At 60.6% G+C, this 17,435-nt stretch carries 18 protein-coding genes; 14 read left to right on the top strand and 4 right to left on the bottom strand.

The window, feature by feature from the left end:
- Positions 1–82: 82 nt before the first annotated feature.
- Positions 83–436, bottom strand: a complete 354-nt coding sequence (uraH, locus tag C4J94_RS18740) for a hydroxyisourate hydrolase (RefSeq protein ID WP_124387526.1) — start codon at positions 434–436, stop codon at positions 83–85.
- 389 nt (positions 437–825) lie between these two features.
- On the opposite strand from uraH, the gene puuE reads away from it, so the two are divergent.
- The 7 genes from puuE to C4J94_RS18780 all read left to right on the top strand — a co-directional run bounded on the left by puuE (position 826) and on the right by C4J94_RS18780 (position 7,841).
- Complete coding sequence (gene puuE, locus C4J94_RS18750) at positions 826–1,752, top strand: allantoinase PuuE (protein WP_124387527.1); 927 nt, start codon at positions 826–828, stop codon at positions 1,750–1,752.
- Positions 1,749–2,264 carry a 2-oxo-4-hydroxy-4-carboxy-5-ureidoimidazoline decarboxylase gene (uraD, locus tag C4J94_RS18755; RefSeq protein ID WP_124387528.1) on the top strand — a complete coding sequence of 172 codons (516 nt, stop codon included), beginning with the start codon at positions 1,749–1,751 and terminating at the stop codon, positions 2,262–2,264. The genes puuE and uraD overlap by 4 nt, the downstream gene beginning before the upstream one ends.
- 41 nt (positions 2,265–2,305) lie before the next feature.
- Positions 2,306–3,301, top strand: a complete 996-nt coding sequence (gene alc / locus C4J94_RS18760; RefSeq protein WP_124387529.1) for an allantoicase — start codon at positions 2,306–2,308, stop codon at positions 3,299–3,301.
- Positions 3,302–3,445: 144 nt separating this feature from the next.
- Positions 3,446–3,949 carry an ureidoglycolate lyase gene (locus C4J94_RS18765; RefSeq protein WP_124387530.1) on the top strand — a complete coding sequence of 168 codons (504 nt, stop codon included), beginning with the start codon at positions 3,446–3,448 and terminating at the stop codon, positions 3,947–3,949.
- A 51-nt stretch (positions 3,950–4,000) separates the two neighbouring features.
- Positions 4,001–5,287: a urate hydroxylase PuuD gene (locus tag C4J94_RS18770; protein WP_124387531.1), complete on the top strand. Its 1,287-nt coding sequence runs from the start codon at positions 4,001–4,003 to the stop codon at positions 5,285–5,287.
- 195 nt (positions 5,288–5,482) lie between these two features.
- Positions 5,483–6,829 carry a nucleobase:cation symporter-2 family protein gene (locus tag C4J94_RS18775; protein WP_124387532.1) on the top strand — a complete coding sequence of 449 codons (1,347 nt, stop codon included), beginning with the start codon at positions 5,483–5,485 and terminating at the stop codon, positions 6,827–6,829.
- 226 nt (positions 6,830–7,055) lie between these two features.
- Positions 7,056–7,841, top strand: a complete 786-nt coding sequence (locus C4J94_RS18780) for an outer membrane protein OmpK (RefSeq protein ID WP_124387533.1) — start codon at positions 7,056–7,058, stop codon at positions 7,839–7,841.
- A 177-nt stretch (positions 7,842–8,018) separates the two neighbouring features.
- On the opposite strand, the gene C4J94_RS18785 is transcribed toward C4J94_RS18780, so the two are convergent.
- Both C4J94_RS18785 and C4J94_RS18790 read right to left on the bottom strand, forming a co-directional pair.
- Positions 8,019–9,152, bottom strand: coding sequence for a patatin-like phospholipase family protein (locus tag C4J94_RS18785; RefSeq protein ID WP_124387534.1), 1,134 nt, complete (start codon positions 9,150–9,152; stop codon positions 8,019–8,021).
- Positions 9,153–9,181: 29 nt separating this feature from the next.
- Positions 9,182–10,117 (bottom strand): lipid A biosynthesis lauroyl acyltransferase, encoded by a 936-nt coding sequence (locus C4J94_RS18790; protein WP_124387535.1) that lies wholly within the window; start codon positions 10,115–10,117, stop codon positions 9,182–9,184.
- A gap of 119 nt (positions 10,118–10,236) precedes the next feature.
- On the opposite strand from C4J94_RS18790, the gene minC reads away from it, so the two are divergent.
- From minC to C4J94_RS18820, 7 genes are all read left to right on the top strand, one after another.
- Positions 10,237–10,974 (top strand): septum site-determining protein MinC, encoded by a 738-nt coding sequence (minC, locus tag C4J94_RS18795; protein ID WP_124387536.1) that lies wholly within the window; start codon positions 10,237–10,239, stop codon positions 10,972–10,974.
- A 201-nt stretch (positions 10,975–11,175) separates the two neighbouring features.
- Positions 11,176–11,988 carry a septum site-determining protein MinD gene (minD, locus tag C4J94_RS18800; RefSeq protein WP_003192835.1) on the top strand — a complete coding sequence of 271 codons (813 nt, stop codon included), beginning with the start codon at positions 11,176–11,178 and terminating at the stop codon, positions 11,986–11,988.
- A 3-nt stretch (positions 11,989–11,991) separates the two neighbouring features.
- The gene (gene minE, locus C4J94_RS18805; protein ID WP_003175252.1) at positions 11,992–12,246 is read left to right on the top strand and encodes a cell division topological specificity factor MinE; all 255 of its coding nucleotides are present in this window, start codon (positions 11,992–11,994) and stop codon (positions 12,244–12,246) included.
- Positions 12,247–12,341: 95 nt separating this feature from the next.
- Positions 12,342–12,977, top strand: coding sequence for an RluA family pseudouridine synthase (locus C4J94_RS18810; RefSeq protein WP_005789965.1), 636 nt, complete (start codon positions 12,342–12,344; stop codon positions 12,975–12,977).
- A gap of 184 nt (positions 12,978–13,161) precedes the next feature.
- Complete coding sequence (locus C4J94_RS18815) at positions 13,162–14,451, top strand: M18 family aminopeptidase (RefSeq protein ID WP_124387537.1); 1,290 nt, start codon at positions 13,162–13,164, stop codon at positions 14,449–14,451.
- Positions 14,452–14,658: 207 nt separating this feature from the next.
- Positions 14,659–14,835: a hypothetical protein gene (locus C4J94_RS27660; RefSeq protein ID WP_016970148.1), complete on the top strand. Its 177-nt coding sequence runs from the start codon at positions 14,659–14,661 to the stop codon at positions 14,833–14,835.
- A gap of 72 nt (positions 14,836–14,907) precedes the next feature.
- Positions 14,908–17,076, top strand: coding sequence for a mechanosensitive ion channel family protein (locus C4J94_RS18820; RefSeq protein WP_124387538.1), 2,169 nt, complete (start codon positions 14,908–14,910; stop codon positions 17,074–17,076).
- A 122-nt stretch (positions 17,077–17,198) separates the two neighbouring features.
- On the opposite strand, the gene C4J94_RS18825 is transcribed toward C4J94_RS18820, so the two are convergent.
- On the bottom strand, positions 17,199–17,420 hold the full coding sequence (locus C4J94_RS18825; protein ID WP_124387539.1) for an MbtH family protein: 222 nt from the start codon (positions 17,418–17,420) through the stop codon (positions 17,199–17,201).
- Positions 17,421–17,435 lie beyond the last annotated feature (15 nt).

The raw sequence follows: 17,435 nt of genomic DNA on the forward strand, positions 1-17,435 counted from the left end.
GAATACGCAGACGAAAAAAAGCCCGCAGTGTGGGCGGGCGAAAAACCAACGAAGAGCTTGGGGGTATGAAGCGAGGTGACGCTCAGCTACCGCGATAGGTGGAGTAGCTGTAAGGCGAAATCAGTAGCGGGACATGGTAATGATCCTGCTCGGCGCTGATGCCGAACCGCAGCACGACGACGTCGAGGAACGCCGGTTCCGGCAATTGCACGCCACGGGCGCGGTAATAGTCGCCGGCACTGAACTGCAATTGGTAGACACCGCTGCGGTAGTCGTCGCCCTGCAGCAATGGCGCGTCGCAGCGACCATCGTCGTTGGTCACGGCAGTCGCGACCAACGCCAGCTGCGCACCGTCGACGCGGTACAGCTCAACCTTGATGGCGCTGCCGGGGCAGCCATGTGCGGCGTCCAAAACATGTGTAGTCAAGCGTCCCATGGCGTGGTCGCGCCTCCCGAAGTCAGTAGTAGAGAACCCGCACTCTTTCAGGGCATCGAAAAAGCCGGCGATGGCTAATTAAGACATTTTTTAAAAAAATTGTACACAATAAAAATCACAAACCTTGGGATCCTGCCGCCTTTGTTGCTTGAGGGGCCAATTCGTATGTAATCCTTGCTTTTAAACGACCTTTTGTCCATTAGCTGACCAGTCAGGCAAGTTTCTTGCTACACCCTTTCTGACGAGCCTCGATGAAAAAATGCAGAAATGCAGGCTTACAAAGTTTGCGATAAGTTGTATACAATCACTCATCGCTGTGACGCCACCCAGTCTTTCCACTGCCCGGCCGCCACACACACTTGCTACCACGAACAAGAAGGAAGACTGCAGTGAGCGCTGACTACCCACGCGACCTGATCGGTTACGGCAGTAACCCTCCTCACCCCCACTGGCCGGGCAAGGCACGCATTGCGCTGTCGTTCGTACTCAACTACGAAGAAGGCGGCGAGCGCAATATCCTGCACGGCGACAAAGAGTCCGAAGCCTTCCTCTCGGAAATGGTCTCGGCGCAACCGCTGCAGGGCGCGCGCAACATGAGCATGGAGTCGCTGTATGAATACGGCAGCCGTGCCGGGGTGTGGCGCATCCTCAAGCTGTTCAAGGAATTCGACATTCCGCTGACGATCTTCGCCGTGGCCATGGCCGCCCAGCGCCATCCGGAGGTGATCCGCGCCATGGTTGCCGCCGGCCACGAGATCTGCAGCCACGGCTACCGCTGGATCGACTACCAGTACATGGACGAGGCCCAGGAACGCGAACATATGCTGGAAGCGATCCGCATCCTCACCGAGCTGACCGGGGAACGCCCGCTGGGCTGGTACACCGGCCGCACCGGCCCCAACACGCGGCGCCTGGTGATGGAGGAAGGCGGCTTCCTGTATGACTGCGACACCTACGACGACGACCTGCCCTACTGGGAACCGAACACACCCACCGGCAAGCCGCACCTGGTCATCCCTTACACCCTGGACACCAATGACATGCGCTTCACCCAGGTGCAGGGTTTCAACAAGGGCGACGACTTTTTCGAGTACCTCAAGGACGCCTTCGACGTGCTGTATGCCGAAGGGGCCGAGGCGCCGAAAATGCTTTCCATCGGCCTGCACTGTCGCCTGATCGGCCGCCCGGCGCGCCTGGCCTCGTTGAAGCGTTTTATCGAGTACGCCAAGAGCCACGAACAGGTGTGGTTCACCCGCCGCGTCGACATTGCCCGGCACTGGCAGCAAACCCACCCCTATACGGGAGCGGCGAAATGACTGCGTTCCAAACCCTGAAACCGTCGAACCTGAGCCGCGATGAGTTCGTCGCCGCTTTTGCCGATATCTACGAACACTCGCCATGGGTGGCCGAAAAGGCCTTCGACCTGGGCCAGGACGCGTCGATCGACCAGATCGAAACCCTGCACCAGCGCATGAGCGATATCCTGTTGAGCGCCGATCACGCCAGTCAACTGGCACTGATCAACGCTCACCCGGACCTGGCCGGCAAAGCCGCCGTCCAGGGCCAGCTGACCCAAGCCAGCACCGATGAACAAGCGGGCGCGGGTATCCACCAATGCACGGCCGAAGAGTTCTCGCGCTTCACCGAGCTGAACGAGGCCTACAAAGCCAAGTTCAAGTTTCCCTTCATCATGGCGGTAAAAGGCAGCAACCGGCACCAGATCCTCGCCGCGTTCGAAACGCGCATCCACAACGACACCGACGTTGAGTTCAAGTGCGCGCTGGACGAGATCAACAAGATCGCGTTGTTCCGATTACTGACCCTCTAAACGACCATCCCCAGCCACTCTATCCAAGGCAGACAAGAAGAATGAAAGCTTACGCCGTACCTTTCGAAAAGTTCGTCAACCTCGCCGACGCCCGCCTGGGCACCAAGATCATCGAAGTCACCGATGACTGGTTCGCCGACGCCAATCGCCTGTTCCAGCCGACCCCGGCCGTGTGGAAGGAGGGCGTTTTCGATGACAACGGCAAGTGGATGGACGGCTGGGAGTCACGCCGCAAGCGCTTCGAAGGCTACGACAGCGCGGTGATCCGCCTGGGCGTACCGGGCTCGATCAAAGGCGTGGACATCGACACTTCATTCTTCACCGGCAACTTCCCGCCATCGGCCTCCCTGGAAGCCTGCTTCCTCGCCTCGGGCGAGCCGGATGCCAACACCCAGTGGGTGGAAGTGCTGTCGGCCGTGGAGCTGCAAGGTAACAGCCACCATTACCACGAGATCAACAATGCGCAGGCGTTCAGCCACCTGCGGTTCAACATCTACCCGGATGGCGGGGTAGCGCGTCTGCGCGTGTACGGCGTGCCATTCCGCGACTGGTCTGCGGTGGGCGACAACGAACAGGTCGACCTGGCTGCCGCGCTCAATGGCGGGCGTGCCCTGGCCTGCTCCGATGAACACTTCGGGCGCATGAGCAACATCCTCAACCCGGGCCGTGGCATCAACATGGGCGATGGCTGGGAAACCGCGCGTCGCCGTACGCCGGGCAATGACTGGGTGATCGTCGCGCTGGGTCACCCTGGCGAGATCGAGAAGATCATCGTCGACACCCTGCACTTCAAGGGCAACTACCCGGACACCTGCTCGATCCAGGGCGCGTTCGTCAAGGGCGGTACTGACAGCCAGATCGAGACCCAATCGCTGTTCTGGCGTGAACTGCTGCCGGCACAGAAACTGGAAATGCACGCCGAACACACCTTCGCCGAGCAGATCAAGGCGCTGGGGCCGATTACCCATATCCGTCTGAATGTGTTCCCGGATGGTGGTGTGAGCCGCCTGCGGGTACTGGGCAAGGTAGCCAAATAAGCGGTAAACCCTGTGGCGAGGGAGCTTGCTCCCGCTGGAGTGCGAAGCGCTCCCAAGATTTCAGGGCCGCTACGAAGCCCAGCGGGAGCAAGCTCCCTCGCCACAACAACAGATCCAACACAGCATTCGGATAAGAAGACAGCCATGCGCACACTGATGATCGAACCCCTGACCAAAGAAGCCTTCGCCCCCTTCGGAGACGTTATCGAAACCGATGGCAGCGATCACTTCATGATCAACAACGGGTCGACCATGCGCTTTCACAAACTGGCGACGGTCGAAACAGCACAGCCTGAAGACCACGCCATCATCAGCATCTTCCGCGCCGACGCGCAGGACATGCCGCTGACCGTGTGCATGTTGGAGAGACACCCGCTGGGCAGCCAGGCCTTCATTCCGCTGCTCGGCAACCCCTTTCTGATCGTGGTCGCGCCACTTGGCGATGTACCGGTATCAGGCTTGGTCCGCGCCTTCGTCACCAACGGCAGGCAGGGCATCAATTACCATCGCGGCGTCTGGCACCACCCGGTGCTGACGATCGAAAAGCGGGATGACTTCCTGGTGGTTGATCGCAGTGGCACAGGCAATAACTGCGATGAGCATTTTTTCAAAGAGGATGAGCGGTTGATCCTCGCCCCCCACCAATAAGAGAAGGTCTGATCACCCGACAACAAGGGTGACAGGCGAGAGGTAAAGACTGTGGAAGCACATTTGATGGAATGGCTGAACCTGAGCGTGCGCTGGGTTCACATGATCACCGGCGTCGCCTGGATCGGCGCTTCTTTCTACTTCGTCTGGCTGGAAAACAACCTCAATCGCGTCAACCCCAAGAGCGGCCTGGCCGGTGACTTGTGGGCGATTCACGGTGGCGGCATCTACCACCTGGAAAAGTACAAACTGGCCCCGCCGACCATGCCGGACAACCTGCACTGGTTCAAATGGGAAGCCTATTTCACCTGGATGTCGGGCATTGCGCTGCTGTGCGTGGTGTTCTACTGGAATCCGACCCTCTACCTGCTCGCCCCCGGCAGCAGCCTGAGCGGCACCGAAGGCGTATTGCTGGGCATCGGCTCACTGTTCGCCGGCTGGTTCATCTACTCCTTCCTCTGCGACTCAGCCCTGGGCAAGCGCCCTGCCCTGCTCGGTTTGATCCTGTTCGTGCTGTTGATTGCGGCGGCCTACGGCTTCAGCAAGGTGTTCAGCGGTCGTGGCGCCTACCTGCATGTGGGCGCGGTGATCGGCACGATCATGGTCGGCAACGTGTTCCGCATCATCATGCCCGCCCAGCGCGCATTGGTGGCGGCCATCGCCGAGAACCGCACACCCGACCCGGCGCTGCCGGCCAAGGGCTTGCTGCGCTCGCGGCACAACAACTACTTCACCCTGCCGGTGCTGTTCATCATGATCAGCAACCACTTCCCGAGCACCTATGGCAGCCACTACAACTGGCTGATCCTGGCCGGGATTGCCGTGGCGGCGGTATTGGTGCGCCACTACTTCAACACCCGGCATAACAGCCAGAAGTATGCATGGACCTTACCGGTGGGCGCGCTGGCAATGATCAGCCTGGCCTATGTGACCGGGCCCACGCCGGCGCCGGAAGTGGCCAAGGCACCTGCGAAGATTGAGTACCAGCCATTGCCGGAAACCGCCCTGGGTGGTGGCTTGAAACCCGCAGCCCCTGCCGCACCGGCTGAGCCCGCCGCAGCACCGGCCCAGGCGACGATTGATTTCGACAAGGTGCATGGCGTAATCCAGGAACGCTGCGCCGTGTGCCACTCGGCCAAGCCCACCAGTCCGCTGTTCAGCACCGCGCCGGCTGGGGTGATGTTCGACACCCCGGCGCAGATCCAGCAGCAGGCTGCGCGCATTCAAGCGCAGGCCGTCGCGAGCCAGATCATGCCGCTGGGCAACATTACCCAGATGACCCAGCAGGAGCGGGATTTGATTGGCACCTGGATCAATCAGGGGGCGCGTACCAACTAGTTGATTCACACAGATCCAATGTGGGAGGGGGCTTGCCCCCGATGAGGGTGTGTCAGTGAATGCATCTGTAAATGACGCTCCGCTATCGGGGGCAAGCCCCCTCCCACATTTGGGCCAGCATCGTTTTGAAGATTGAGTTACACCCGGCAATTGAATGCCAAACAACACAACAATAAAAAAGATTCGAGGTGTTGCATGTCCCAGTTAGAAACGCAGAACCCTGCCGCGCCCGCCATGGTGCGGCTGCCCCTCTTGCAATTGATTCTGGTAGGCCTGCAACACGTCTTGCTGATGTACGGCGGTGCCGTCGCCGTGCCCCTGATCATTGGCCAGGCCGCCGGGCTGAGCCGTGAAGAAATCGCCTTCCTGATCAACGCCGACCTGTTGGTCGCCGGTATCGCCACCCTGGTGCAGTCGTTCGGCATCGGCCCGGTGGGCATTCGCATGCCGGTGATGATGGGCGCCAGTTTTGCCGCCGTCGGCAGCATGGTCGCCATGGCAGGCATGCCTGGCATCGGCTTGCAGGGGATTTTCGGCGCGACCATCGCCGCCGGGTTCTTCGGCATGCTTATCGCGCCGTTCATGTCCAGGATCGTGCGTTTTTTCCCGCCGCTGGTGACCGGTACCGTGATTACCGCCATCGGCCTTTCGCTGTTTCCCGTGGCCGTGAACTGGGCCGGTGGCGGCAGTGCCGCCGCTACGTTCGGCTCGCCGGTGTACCTGGCGATTGCCGCGCTGGTGCTGGCCACCATCCTGCTGATCAACCGCTTCATGCGTGGCTTCTGGGTGAACATCTCGGTGCTGATCGGCATGGGCCTGGGCTACGCATTATGCGGCACGCTCGGCATGGTCGACCTCAGCGGCCTGGCCCAGGCACCGTGGGTGCAGGTGGTGACCCCGCTGCACTTCGGCATGCCCACATTCGAGTTGGCGCCGATCCTGTCGATGTGCCTGGTGGTGGTGATCATTTTTGTCGAGTCCACCGGGATGTTCCTCGCCCTGGGCAAAATCACCGGCCAGGAGGTCACGCCGAAGATGCTGCGCCGTGGTTTGCTGTGTGATGCCGGCGCGTCGTTCTTTGCCGGTTTCTTCAATACCTTCACCCACTCCTCGTTCGCGCAGAACATCGGCCTGGTGCAGATGACCGGCGTGCGCTGCCGCTCGGTCACGATCATGGCCGGTGCGTTCCTGATTGTGCTGAGCCTGTTGCCCAAGGCCGCCTACCTGGTGGCGTCGATTCCACCGGCGGTACTGGGCGGCGCGGCGATTGCGATGTTCGGCATGGTCGCGGCGACCGGTATCAAGATCCTGCAGGAAGCCGACATCGCCGACCGACGCAACCAATTGCTGGTAGCAGTAAGCATCGGCATGGGCCTGATCCCGGTGGTGCGCCCGGAGTTCTTCGCGCAATTGCCGTTATGGATGAGCCCGATCACCCACAGTGGCATCGCCATGGCCACCCTCAGCGCGTTGTCGCTGAACATCCTGTTCAACATTCTCGGCGGTGCGGAACGCCCTGCCGTTGAGCACGCCCACAGCTGAAGCGTGCCCCATCGTCGCCTTGTGCGCGCTGTAACGGCGCACTTGAGCCCAGACGTGGGAGCCAGTATTCTCCGCGCCCGCTTGAATCGACGGTTTTTTACCGCCTTGGCGCGGCTTTTGCTACAGCCATAAAGTTGACCAATCAGACGAGTTCTTCAGCAAATCCAAAGGCGCCACACCAGAGCGCCAGATTAAAAAACATAAAACTTTAACTCGGGAGCACCGAATGAAACCTATGTTCAAAGGCCTGATGCTGGCGGGATCCCTGCTGGCCGGCGGCCAAGCCGTGGCCGGTGATTTGTTGCAGTGGCAGAACAACAGCCTGACGTATCTGTGGGGCAAGAGCTTTACCGTCAACCCGCAGATCCAGCAAACCGTCACGTTCGAACATGCCGACGCGTGGAAATACGGCGACAACTTCTTCTTCCTCGACCGCATCTTTTACAACGGCAAGGAAGACGGTAACGTCGGCCCAAATACCTACTACGGCGAGTTCAGCCCACGCTTGTCGTTCGGCAAGATTCTCGACAAAGACCTCTTATTCGGCCCGATCAAGGATGTATTGCTGGCCTTCACTTACGAGTTCGGCGAAGGCGACAACGAGTCGTACTTGCTGGGTCCGGCGTTTGATTTGAATATTCCGGGCTTCGACTACTTCCAGTTGAACTTCTATCAGCGTCAGACCGAAGGCAACCGCCCGGGTGACGGCGTGTGGCAGATCACGCCGGTGTGGTCGTACACCATCCCCGTGGGCAACTCCGATGTGTTGATCGACGGTTTCATGGACTGGGTGGTCGATAACGACAAGAACGCCCGCGGCACTTATCACGCCAACCTGCACTTCAACCCGCAGGTCAAATATGACCTGGGCAAGGCGCTGCATTGGGGCGACAAACAGTTGTATGTGGGCTTTGAATACGACTACTGGAAGAACAAGTACGGGATCGAGGATTCGGGGGCGTTCAAGACGACCCAGGATACGGCGAGCTTCCTGGTCAAGTATCACTTCTGACTGAGCACCGCCTTTCAACCTGTGGGAGGGGGCGTGCCCTAATGCCAGTCAATCAAGGTTTTTTGTAGGAGCGAGCTTGCTCGCGAAGAACTCAGGGCTCTCGCGTTTATTCAGACTGAACGCGTTGCCTGGACGTTTTTCGCGAGCAAGCTCGCTCCTACAATGAGCCCCTTTCGCTTAACTGACTGGCATTAGGCCGAGGAATCGCGACAGTTCCTCGCGCTTGGCCAACGCATCTTTGCGCCCCAACTCAATCAACTCACTGCAATACCCCGCCTCGAACAACAAGTAACTCAACACGCCCGCCCCGCTCGTCTTGGTCGCCCCTGGCCCACGCAAGAACATACGCAACGCCGCCGGCAGTTCCTGGCGATGCCGCGCCGCGATTTCGTCGATCGGCTGACTGGGCGCAATCACCAGCACATCCACCGCCGCCACCCCAGGCGACGCATGGCTGAATTGATTCAAGCGTTCCAGCAATTCGATATCACTTTCCAGGCTGTCAATGAACGTACTGTTGAGCATGTGCCCACCGATTTGCGCGAGGGTCGGTTCCTGGCCGGTGTAGGTGCGCGGCGTCGAGGGTTCATTGCCGCGCGGGTTACCGCTGACGCCTACCACCAGCACGCGACTCGCGCCCAGGTGCAAAGCCGGGCTGATCGGGGCTGACTGGCGAACGGCGCCGTCACCGAAAAACTCCTGGTCGAGTTTCACCGGGGCGAACAGCAAGGGAATCGCAGAACTGGCCAGCAAGTGTTCAACCGTGAGTTGGGTCGGCACGCCGATCCGCCGATGCCGCAGCCAGGGGGCGATGGTGCCGCCGCCTTGGTAGAAGGTCACCGCTTGCCCGGATTCATAGCCGAACGCGGTGACCGCCACGGCGTGCAGATGCTTGTGCCGGATAGCGTCGTCGATCCCCGCCAGGTGCAGTTTGTCTTGCAGCAGATCGCGCAGCGGTGAACTGTCGAGCAACGCCACCGGGAACTGCCGGCCCAGGCCCAACAAGCTATGAATAAGAAAGCGGCTCGCCTGGCGGATCACTCCCCGCCAGTCGCTGCGCAGGACCAGATGGCTGCGAAAGCCTTGCCAGAAAGCCGTGAGGCGTTGAATGGCGGCGGGGAAGTCAGTCGCGCCACTGGCCAAGGTGACCGCATTGATCGCCCCGGCGGACGTGCCGACAATCACCGGAAACGGATTCGGCGCCCCCGGCGGCAGCAACTCGGCAATCGCCGCCAACACCCCCACCTGATACGCCGCTCGCGCCCCGCCGCCGGAAAGAATCAAGCCTGTAACCGGTTCAGCTGGGCGCATTGCGTCACTCCATATGGGAAAGGTCAGTCTTACCGACGGCGTTTTTCGTACAACTTGGGTTCACCCGGTGGCCGGCTCTTGAAGCGGCGGTGAGTCCACAGGTATTGCTCGGGGCATTCACGAATCGAAGCTTCAACCCATTGGTTGATGCGCAGGCAGTCGATTTCGTCCGTCTCGCCGGGGAAATCGGTCAGCGGCGCATGAATCACCAGGCGATAGCCGCTGCCATCGGCAAGGCGTTCCTGGGTGAACGGCACCACCAAGGCTTTGCCCAGGCGCGCGAACTTGCTGGTGGCGGTAACCGTGGCGGCCTGGATGCCGAACAACGGCACGAAGATACTTTGCTTGGCGCCGTAATCCTGGTCTGGTGCGTACCAGATCGCACGGCCGGCGCGCAGCAGCTTGAGCATGCCGCGCACATCGTCGCGCTCCACGGCCAGGGAATCGAGGTTGTGACGCTCGCGGCCACGGCGCTGGATGAAGTCGAACAGCGGGTTGCCGTGTTCGCGGTACATGCCGTCGATGGTGTGCTTTTGCCCGAGCAGGGCGGCGCCGATTTCCAGCGTGGTGAAGTGCAAGGCCATCAGGATCACGCCCTTGCCTTCCAGTTGCGCCTGGGTGAGATGCTCCAACCCCTGCACATGAGCCAGCCGCGCCAGGCGCGGTTTGGGCCACCACCAGCTCATGGCCATCTCGAAGAAAGCGATACCGGTGGAAGCAAAATTTTCCTTGAGCAGGCTTTTGCGCTCCTTGGCGGACTTCTCCGGGAAGCACAACTCCAGGTTGCGCGCGGCAATGCGTCGGCGCTCGCCGGCCACGCGGTACATGCCCGCGCCCAACAGGCGACCAATGGTCAGCAGCACCCGGTACGGCAGTTGGGTGACCAGCCACAGCAGGCCCAGCCCCAGCCATAACGGCCAAAAACGCGGGTGAAGAAATACAGCTCGAAAACGCGGGCGATCCATTACAGATTCCGGTAAAGACAAGGGCCGCGCATTCTACAACGGTTCGACTCGGCTTGCGGCGGGTGAGTGTTCTCGTTATAAGTCTCGACACTTTTCGCGACAAGCCGCTTTTGCCGACCATGAGCCAAACCGAACCGCTAGACCAAGATCCCGTGTTCCAGCTGAAGGGCAGCATGCTCGCCATTACCGTGCTGGAACTGGCCCGCAATGACCTCGACGCCCTCGACCGCCAACTGGCCGCCAAGGTCGCCCTGGCGCCGAACTTTTTCAACAATGCCCCGCTGGTGCTGGCCCTGGACAAACTCCCGGCCGGCCAAGGCGTCATCGACCTGCCGGGACTGATGCGCGTGTGCCGCTCCCACGGCCTGCGCACCCTGGCGATTCGCGCCAGCCGTATCGAAGATATTGCCGCGGCCATCGCCATTGAACTGCCAGTATTGCCGCCCTCCGGTGCACGCGAGCGTCCGCTGGAACCATTGGTCGGCGAAGAGAAGAAAAAACCGGAAAAACCACCTGAACCGACGATCAGGCCGACCAGGATCATCACCTCGCCGGTGCGCGGCGGGCAGCAGATCTACGCCCAGGGCGGCGACCTTGTGGTGGTCTCCTCGGTCAGCCCCGGCGCGGAACTTCTCGCCGACGGTAACATCCATGTATACGGCCCGATGCGCGGACGTGCACTGGCCGGCATCAAGGGTGATACCAAAGCGCGTATTTTCTGCCAGCAGTTGACCGCTGAGCTGGTTTCCATCGCGGGTCAGTACAAGGTTTCCGAAGATTTGCGCCGTGATCCACTGTGGGGGGCTTCGGTACAGGTCAACCTGTCGGGCGATGTGTTGAACATCATCCGTCTTTAACGGATACTGCCGCATTTTCCAAGCATCTCTAGACTCTGATAGCAAAGCGAAACTGGCAATACTTGCGTAGGACTATTTGGAAGTAGGGTGTTTCCCCTGAGGAAAACCTGGCTTTCCCCTACACAGGCTGTCCGCCTGCAGCGGGTTTCAAGAGATGTTTTTCAGGGACCGAAAGTCCTTTTTCCTTAGGGGTGAAACACCTTGGCCAAGATTCTCGTGGTTACATCCGGCAAGGGTGGTGTGGGTAAGACCACCACCAGCGCCGCTATCGGTACCGGCCTCGCTCTGCGCGGCCACAAGACAGTCATCGTCGACTTCGACGTCGGTTTGCGTAACCTCGACCTGATCATGGGCTGCGAACGCCGCGTAGTGTACGACTTCGTCAACGTGGTCAACGGCGAAGCCAACCTGCAACAGGCCCTGATCAAGGACAAGCGCCTTGAGAACCTGTATGTGCTGGCCGCCAGCCAGACCCGTGACAAAGACGCGCTGACCAAGGAAGGCGTAGGCAAGGTTCTTGCCGAGCTGAAAGAAACCTTCGAATACGTGGTGTGCGACTCCCCGGCCGGTATCGAAACCGGTGCTCACCTGGCGATGTACTTCGCCGATGAAGCCATCGTCGTGACCAACCCGGAAGTGTCCTCGGTACGTGACTCCGACCGTATGCTCGGCCTGCTGGCCAGCAAGTCCAAGCGCGCCGAAGAAGGCCAGGACCCGATCAAGGAACACCTGCTGCTGACCCGCTACAACCCCGAGCGCGTCAACAACGGCGAAATGCTCGGCGTTGAAGACGTCAAGGAGATCCTCGCGGTGACCCTGCTGGGTGTGATTCCCGAGTCCCAGGCCGTCCTGAAAGCGTCCAACCAGGGCGTGCCGGTGATTCTCGATGACCAGAGCGACGCCGGCCAGGCGTACAGCGATGCGGTTGATCGCCTGCTGGGCAAGACCGTGGAACACCGCTTCCTCGATGTGAAGAAGAAGGGCTTCTTCGAGCGTATCTTTGGAGGCAACTAAACAATGAAATTTCTCGACTTCTTTCGTGCCAACAAAAAGCCAAGCACCGCGTCGGTCGCGAAAGAGCGTCTACAGATCATCGTGGCGCACGAACGCGGCCAACGCAGCACCCCGGACTACCTGCCAGCCTTGCAGAAGGAGCTGGTCGAGGTGATCCGCAAGTACGTCAATATCGGCAACGATGACGTGCATGTCGCCCTGGAAAATGACGGCAGTTGCTCGATTCTGGAACTCAATATCACCCTGCCTGATCGTTAATCGAACAGGCGGCCGCCACGGCGGCTCGCTCACCTGATCCCCTTGCGGGAACCGGGTGGGCGAGCCGCCGTTGGCGTTTGTTACGAGGCTGTTTAATGCCGCTGTCCAATATCCATATCCTGCATCAGGACGACGCTGTCCTGGTGGTGAACAAGCCAACCCTGCTGCTCTCGGTGCCCGGCCGGGCCGACGACAACAAGGACTGCCTGATCACCCGCCTGCAGGAAAACGGCTACCCCGAAGCCCGCATCGTCCATCGCCTGGACTGGGAAACCTCGGGCATCATCCTGCTGGCACGTGACGCGGACACCCACCGCGAACTGTCCCGCCAGTTTCATGACCGCGAAACGGAAAAGGCCTACACCGCGTTGGCCTGGGGCCAGCCGGAACTGGACAGCGGCAGCATCGACTTGCCCTTGCGCTATGACCCGCCGACCAAGCCACGCCATGTGGTGGACCACGAATTCGGCAAGCACGCGCTGACCTTCTGGAAGGTGCTGGAACGTTGCGGCGACTGGTGCCGCGTCGAGCTGACGCCCATCACTGGGCGCTCGCACCAACTGCGTGTGCACATGCTGTCTATCGGCCATCCGCTGCTCGGTGACGGCCTGTACGCCCATGAACAAGCCCTCGCCGCCTGGCCGCGCCTGTGCCTGCACGCAAGCATGCTGAGCTTTACCCATCCGCAAAGCGGCGAGCGCTTGCGTTTCGAGTGCCCAGCGCCCTTCTAAAGCTGTAAACACAGTACATGTGGGAGGGGGCTTGTCCCCGATAGCAGTGGGTCAGCTAAGACATTGGCTGACTGATACACCGCAATCGGGGGCAAGCCCCCTCCCACATTTTGTTCTGTGTGAGTTCTAGACACCGAGTCAAACCAATACGGTAAACTCCGCGCATTGCTGTCTGGAGCTATTTATGCGCGAAGCGTTGAATCAAGGCCTGATCGACTTCCTCAAGGCCTCCCCCACTCCTTTTCATGCCACTGCTGCCCTGGCCCAGCGCCTGGAAGCGGCCGGTTACCAGCGTCTCGACGAGCGTGACACCTGGGCCACCGAAGCCAACGGTCGCTATTACGTGACCCGTAACGACTCTTCGATCATCGCGTTCAAACTGGGCCGCCATTCGCCACTGCAGGACGGCATCCGCATGGTCGGCGCCCACACCGACAGCCCGTGCCTGCGGGTCAAGCCTCAGCCCGAGCTGCAACGCCAGGGTTTCTGGCAGTTGGGCGTGGAAGTTTACGGTGGTGCATTGCTGGCCCCGTGGTTCGACCGCGACCTGTCCCTGGCCGGCCGCGTCACGTTCCGTCGTGATGGCAAGGTCGAAAGCCAGCTGATCGACTTCAAGCTGCCGATCGCCATCATTCCCAACCTGGCCATTCACCTCAACCGTGAAGCCAACCAGGGCTGGGCGATCAATGCCCAGACCGAACTGCCGCCAATCCTCGCGCAATTTGCCGGTGACGAGCGCGTGGACTTTCGCGCCGTACTCACCGAACAACTGGCTCGCGAGCATGGGCTGAATGCCGATGTGGTGCTCGATTACGAGCTGAGCTTCTACGACACCCAAAGCGCTGCGGTGATTGGCCTCAATGGCGACTTCATCGCCGGGGCACGCCTGGACAACCTGCTGTCGTGCTACGCCGGGCTGCAAGCCCTGCTCACCAGCGACACCGATGAAACCTGCGTGCTGGTGTGCAACGACCATGAAGAAGTCGGCTCCTGCTCGGCTTGCGGCGCCGATGGCCCGATGCTGGAACAGACCCTGCGCCGTTTGCTGCCGGAAGGTGAAGAGTTCGTACGCACCATTCAGAAATCCCTGTTGGTGTCCGCGGACAACGCCCATGGCGTGCACCCCAACTATGCCGAGAAACACGACGCCAACCACGGCCCCAAGCTCAACGCCGGCCCGGTGATCAAGGTCAACAGCAACCAGCGCTACGCCACCAACAGCGAAACCGCAGGGTTCTTCCGCCACCTGTGCATGGCCCAGGAAGTACCGGTGCAAAGCTTTGTGGTGCGCAGCGACATGGGCTGTGGCTCGACGATCGGCCCGATCACCGCCAGCCACCTGGGCGTGCGCACCGTAGACATCGGCCTGCCGACGTTTGCCATGCATTCGATTCGTGAACTGTGTGGCAGTCATGACTTGGCGCATCTGGTCAAGGTATTGGGCGCGTTTTACGCCAGCCGCGATCTGCCCTGATCTCAGGACCGAATGCGCTCAAAAATGTGGGAGGGGGCTTGCCCCCGATTGCTGTGCTTCAGACAAAAATACATTGACTGACACTCTGCCATCGGGGGCAAGCCCCCTCCCACATTGGTTATGTGTTCACCTGATCCATATCACCTGCATTTCCCATAATCCGACCTAGACTTGTCAGTATTCCCACTCTGACAAGGCCGTCGCACCATGATCTCCATGTCCTCCTTCCACGCCATGCTTATCCCTATCCTGATCGGCATGATCATGCTCGCCGTCGGCTTCAACTTTCGCGACAAGCCCCTTGGCGTATTCGGCATGTGGGTCGGCATGCTGCTGATCCTGGGTACCGTGGTGTACAAGATCCTTGCCAAACTGGCGGAATGACAAATGCGCTCGCATCTGGCATAGCGGCCTCGTACACTCGGTCAATTCGTCGTTTTCAAGGTTGACCGCCTCGTGCTTTCCCGCCTGTTTGCCCTGCCCTGCTACCTGCTCATTACTCTGCTCACGCTGCTGCCGCTGACGTCAGCCCAAGCCGTGGGTTTGCCCGGTATGCTGGGCAGCTCCACCAAGGCCCAACCCCAGGCCGAGGTGCCCTTGGGGCAGTCGCTGGACGAGGTGATCAAGACCCTGGAGAACGACCAGCAGCGCACCCAGTTGTTGAGCGACCTGAAGAAACTGCGCGCCGCCACGCAAAAGGCCCAACCGGCTGCCGAACTCGGTGTGCTGGGCCTGATCGGCAGTACGCTGTCGGGCTTTGAACAACAATTCTCAGGCGCCGACAGCCCGCTGGGTCGCTGGTCCAATGAGGTCGACCTGGCCAAGGATGAACTCAGTGCGCTGATGCTGCCGGCCAGCGAATGGTTGCCGATCATCTTCGGTTTTGCGGTGATCCTGGCGGTGTGGAGCCTGTTGGCCGCCGCGCTGATCTGGCTCAGCCATCGCGTACGCGAACGCTTCGGCCTGCCCGAGGAGCTGCCGCAACACCCACGCACCTGGGACATGCTGCGCTTCGCCCTGCGCAAGCTGGGCCCGTGGTTGATCGCCCTGGTGATCACGGTTTACCTGAGCTACGCGCTGCCATCGTCGCTGGGCAAGTCCCTGGCGATGGTGCTGGCTTACGCCCTGGTCGTGGGTACCTGTTTCTCGGCAATCTGCGTGATTGCCTTTTCCCTGCTGGACGGCCCGCATCGCCACCGCGCCCTGTATATCCTGCGTCATCAGGCCTTCCGCCCACTGTGGTGGATCGGCAGTTTTGCCGCCTTTGGCGAAGCCTTGAGCGACCCACGGCTGGTCGCGGCGCTCGGCCAGCACCTGGCACACACGGCCGCCACCGTAGCGAATGTGATGGCGGCGCTGTCCACGGGGGTATTTATCCTACGGTTCCGTCGACCGATTGCCCACCTGATCCGCAACCAGCCGCTGTCGCGTCGCCTGACGCGTCGCGCCCTCACCGATACCCTGTCGATTATCGGCACCTTCTGGTACTTGCCGGCGCTGTTGCTGGTGGGCATTTCGCTGTTCGCCACCTTTCTGTCCGCCGGCGACACCAGCACCGCCCTGCGCCAATCGCTGCTGTGCACGGTGCTGTTGGTGTTGTGCATGGTGATCAACGGGCTGGTGCGGCGCCACGCGCTCAAACCGCAACGCGGGCACAAGCGCCATGCACTGTACTCCGACCGCCTGAAAAGCTTCGTCTACACCCTGGCGCACCTGCTGGTGTGGCTGGTGTTCATTGAACTGGGCCTGCGCGTGTGGGGCCTGTCGCTGATTCGCTTTACCGAAGGCGACGGCCATGAAATCAGCGTCAAGCTGTTCAGCCTCGGCGGCACCTTGCTGTTTGCCTGGCTGATCTGGATCCTCAGCGACACCGCGATCCACCACGCCCTGACCCGCTCGCGCAAAGGCCTGGCCAACGCGCGTGCGCAAACCATGATGCCGTTGATCCGCAACGTGCTGTTCATCACCATCTTTATCATCGCCGCCATCGTCGCCCTGGCGAACATGGGCATGAACGTCACGCCACTGCTGGCCGGTGCCGGTGTGATCGGCCTGGCGATCGGTTTCGGTGCGCAGTCGCTGGTGGCCGACTTGATCACCGGCCTGTTCATCATTATCGAAGACTCCCTGGCCATCGATGACTACGTGGACGTCGGCGGTCACCTCGGCACCGTCGAAGGGCTGACCATCCGCACCGTGCGCCTGCGCGATATCGACGGCATCGTGCACACCATTCCCTTCAGCGAAATCAAGAGCATCAAGAACTACTCGCGCGAATTCGGCTACGCGATCTTCCGCGTGGCGATCCCCTACAACATGGAGATCGACGACGCGATCAAGCTGATGCGCGATGTCGGCCATGCCATGCGCAATGACCCCCTGCAACGCCGCAATATCTGGTCGCCGCTGGAGATCCAGGGCGTGGAGAGTTTCGAATCAGGCAGCGCCATCCTGCGCGCGCGGTTCAAGACGGCGCCGATCAAGCAGTGGGAAGTGTCGCGGGCGTTCAACCTGTCACTCAAGCGGCATCTGGATGAAGCCGGGCTGGACCTGGCGACACCGCGCTTGAGTGTGCAGGTGGTGACGAGCGCATCTGGCGCATTGGAGAAAGAGAAGAGCCTCTAGAAGGCAGCACTGTCCAAATGTGGGAGGGGGCTTGCCCCCGATGGCGGTGGGTCAGCTGAAAATAAGCTGACTGACAGACCGCTATCGGGGGCTTGCCCCCTCCCACATTGAATCCATGGTGTTCAGGCGATTGCCGCGCCATCCATTTTTTGACGCAGGCTCAGCGGGCGCATATCTGTCCAGGTCTCTTCGATATAGGCCAGGCACTCTTTCTTGAAGCCGCTCTTGCCCACGGTGCGCCAGCCGTCCGGCACAGCCTTGTAGTCGGGCCAGATCGAGTATTGCTCTTCGTGGTTGACCACTACCTGAAACAGGATGTCGTCGCGGTCAAATACTGAGGTCATTGCTGTTCTCCGTCG

Origin of the sequence: Pseudomonas sp. R5-89-07, from assembly GCF_003851685.1 — a bacterium.
Taxonomy (GTDB): domain Bacteria; phylum Pseudomonadota; class Gammaproteobacteria; order Pseudomonadales; family Pseudomonadaceae; genus Aquipseudomonas.

Excerpts from the sequence above, each read along its gene's own strand:
- C4J94_RS18825 (WP_124387539.1), bottom strand. The coding sequence starts at position 17,420 with ATGACCTCAGTATTTGACCGCGACGACATCCTGTTTCAGGTAGTGGTC.
- C4J94_RS18785 (WP_124387534.1), bottom strand. The coding sequence starts at position 9,152 with ATGCGCCCAGCTGAACCGGTTACAGGCTTGATTCTTTCCGGCGGCGGG.
- uraH (WP_124387526.1), bottom strand. The coding sequence starts at position 436 with ATGGGACGCTTGACTACACATGTTTTGGACGCCGCACATGGCTGCCCC.
- uraD (WP_124387528.1), top strand. The coding sequence starts at position 1,749 with ATGACTGCGTTCCAAACCCTGAAACCGTCGAACCTGAGCCGCGATGAG.
- C4J94_RS18815 (WP_124387537.1), top strand. The coding sequence starts at position 13,162 with ATGCGCGAAGCGTTGAATCAAGGCCTGATCGACTTCCTCAAGGCCTCC.
- alc (WP_124387529.1), top strand. The coding sequence starts at position 2,306 with ATGAAAGCTTACGCCGTACCTTTCGAAAAGTTCGTCAACCTCGCCGAC.
- C4J94_RS18810 (WP_005789965.1), top strand. The coding sequence starts at position 12,342 with ATGCCGCTGTCCAATATCCATATCCTGCATCAGGACGACGCTGTCCTG.
- C4J94_RS27660 (WP_016970148.1), top strand. The coding sequence starts at position 14,659 with ATGATCTCCATGTCCTCCTTCCACGCCATGCTTATCCCTATCCTGATC.
- C4J94_RS18790 (WP_124387535.1), bottom strand. The coding sequence starts at position 10,117 with ATGGATCGCCCGCGTTTTCGAGCTGTATTTCTTCACCCGCGTTTTTGG.
- minC (WP_124387536.1), top strand. The coding sequence starts at position 10,237 with ATGAGCCAAACCGAACCGCTAGACCAAGATCCCGTGTTCCAGCTGAAG.
- minE (WP_003175252.1), top strand. The coding sequence starts at position 11,992 with ATGAAATTTCTCGACTTCTTTCGTGCCAACAAAAAGCCAAGCACCGCG.
- C4J94_RS18765 (WP_124387530.1), top strand. The coding sequence starts at position 3,446 with ATGCGCACACTGATGATCGAACCCCTGACCAAAGAAGCCTTCGCCCCC.
- C4J94_RS18780 (WP_124387533.1), top strand. The coding sequence starts at position 7,056 with ATGAAACCTATGTTCAAAGGCCTGATGCTGGCGGGATCCCTGCTGGCC.
- C4J94_RS18775 (WP_124387532.1), top strand. The coding sequence starts at position 5,483 with ATGTCCCAGTTAGAAACGCAGAACCCTGCCGCGCCCGCCATGGTGCGG.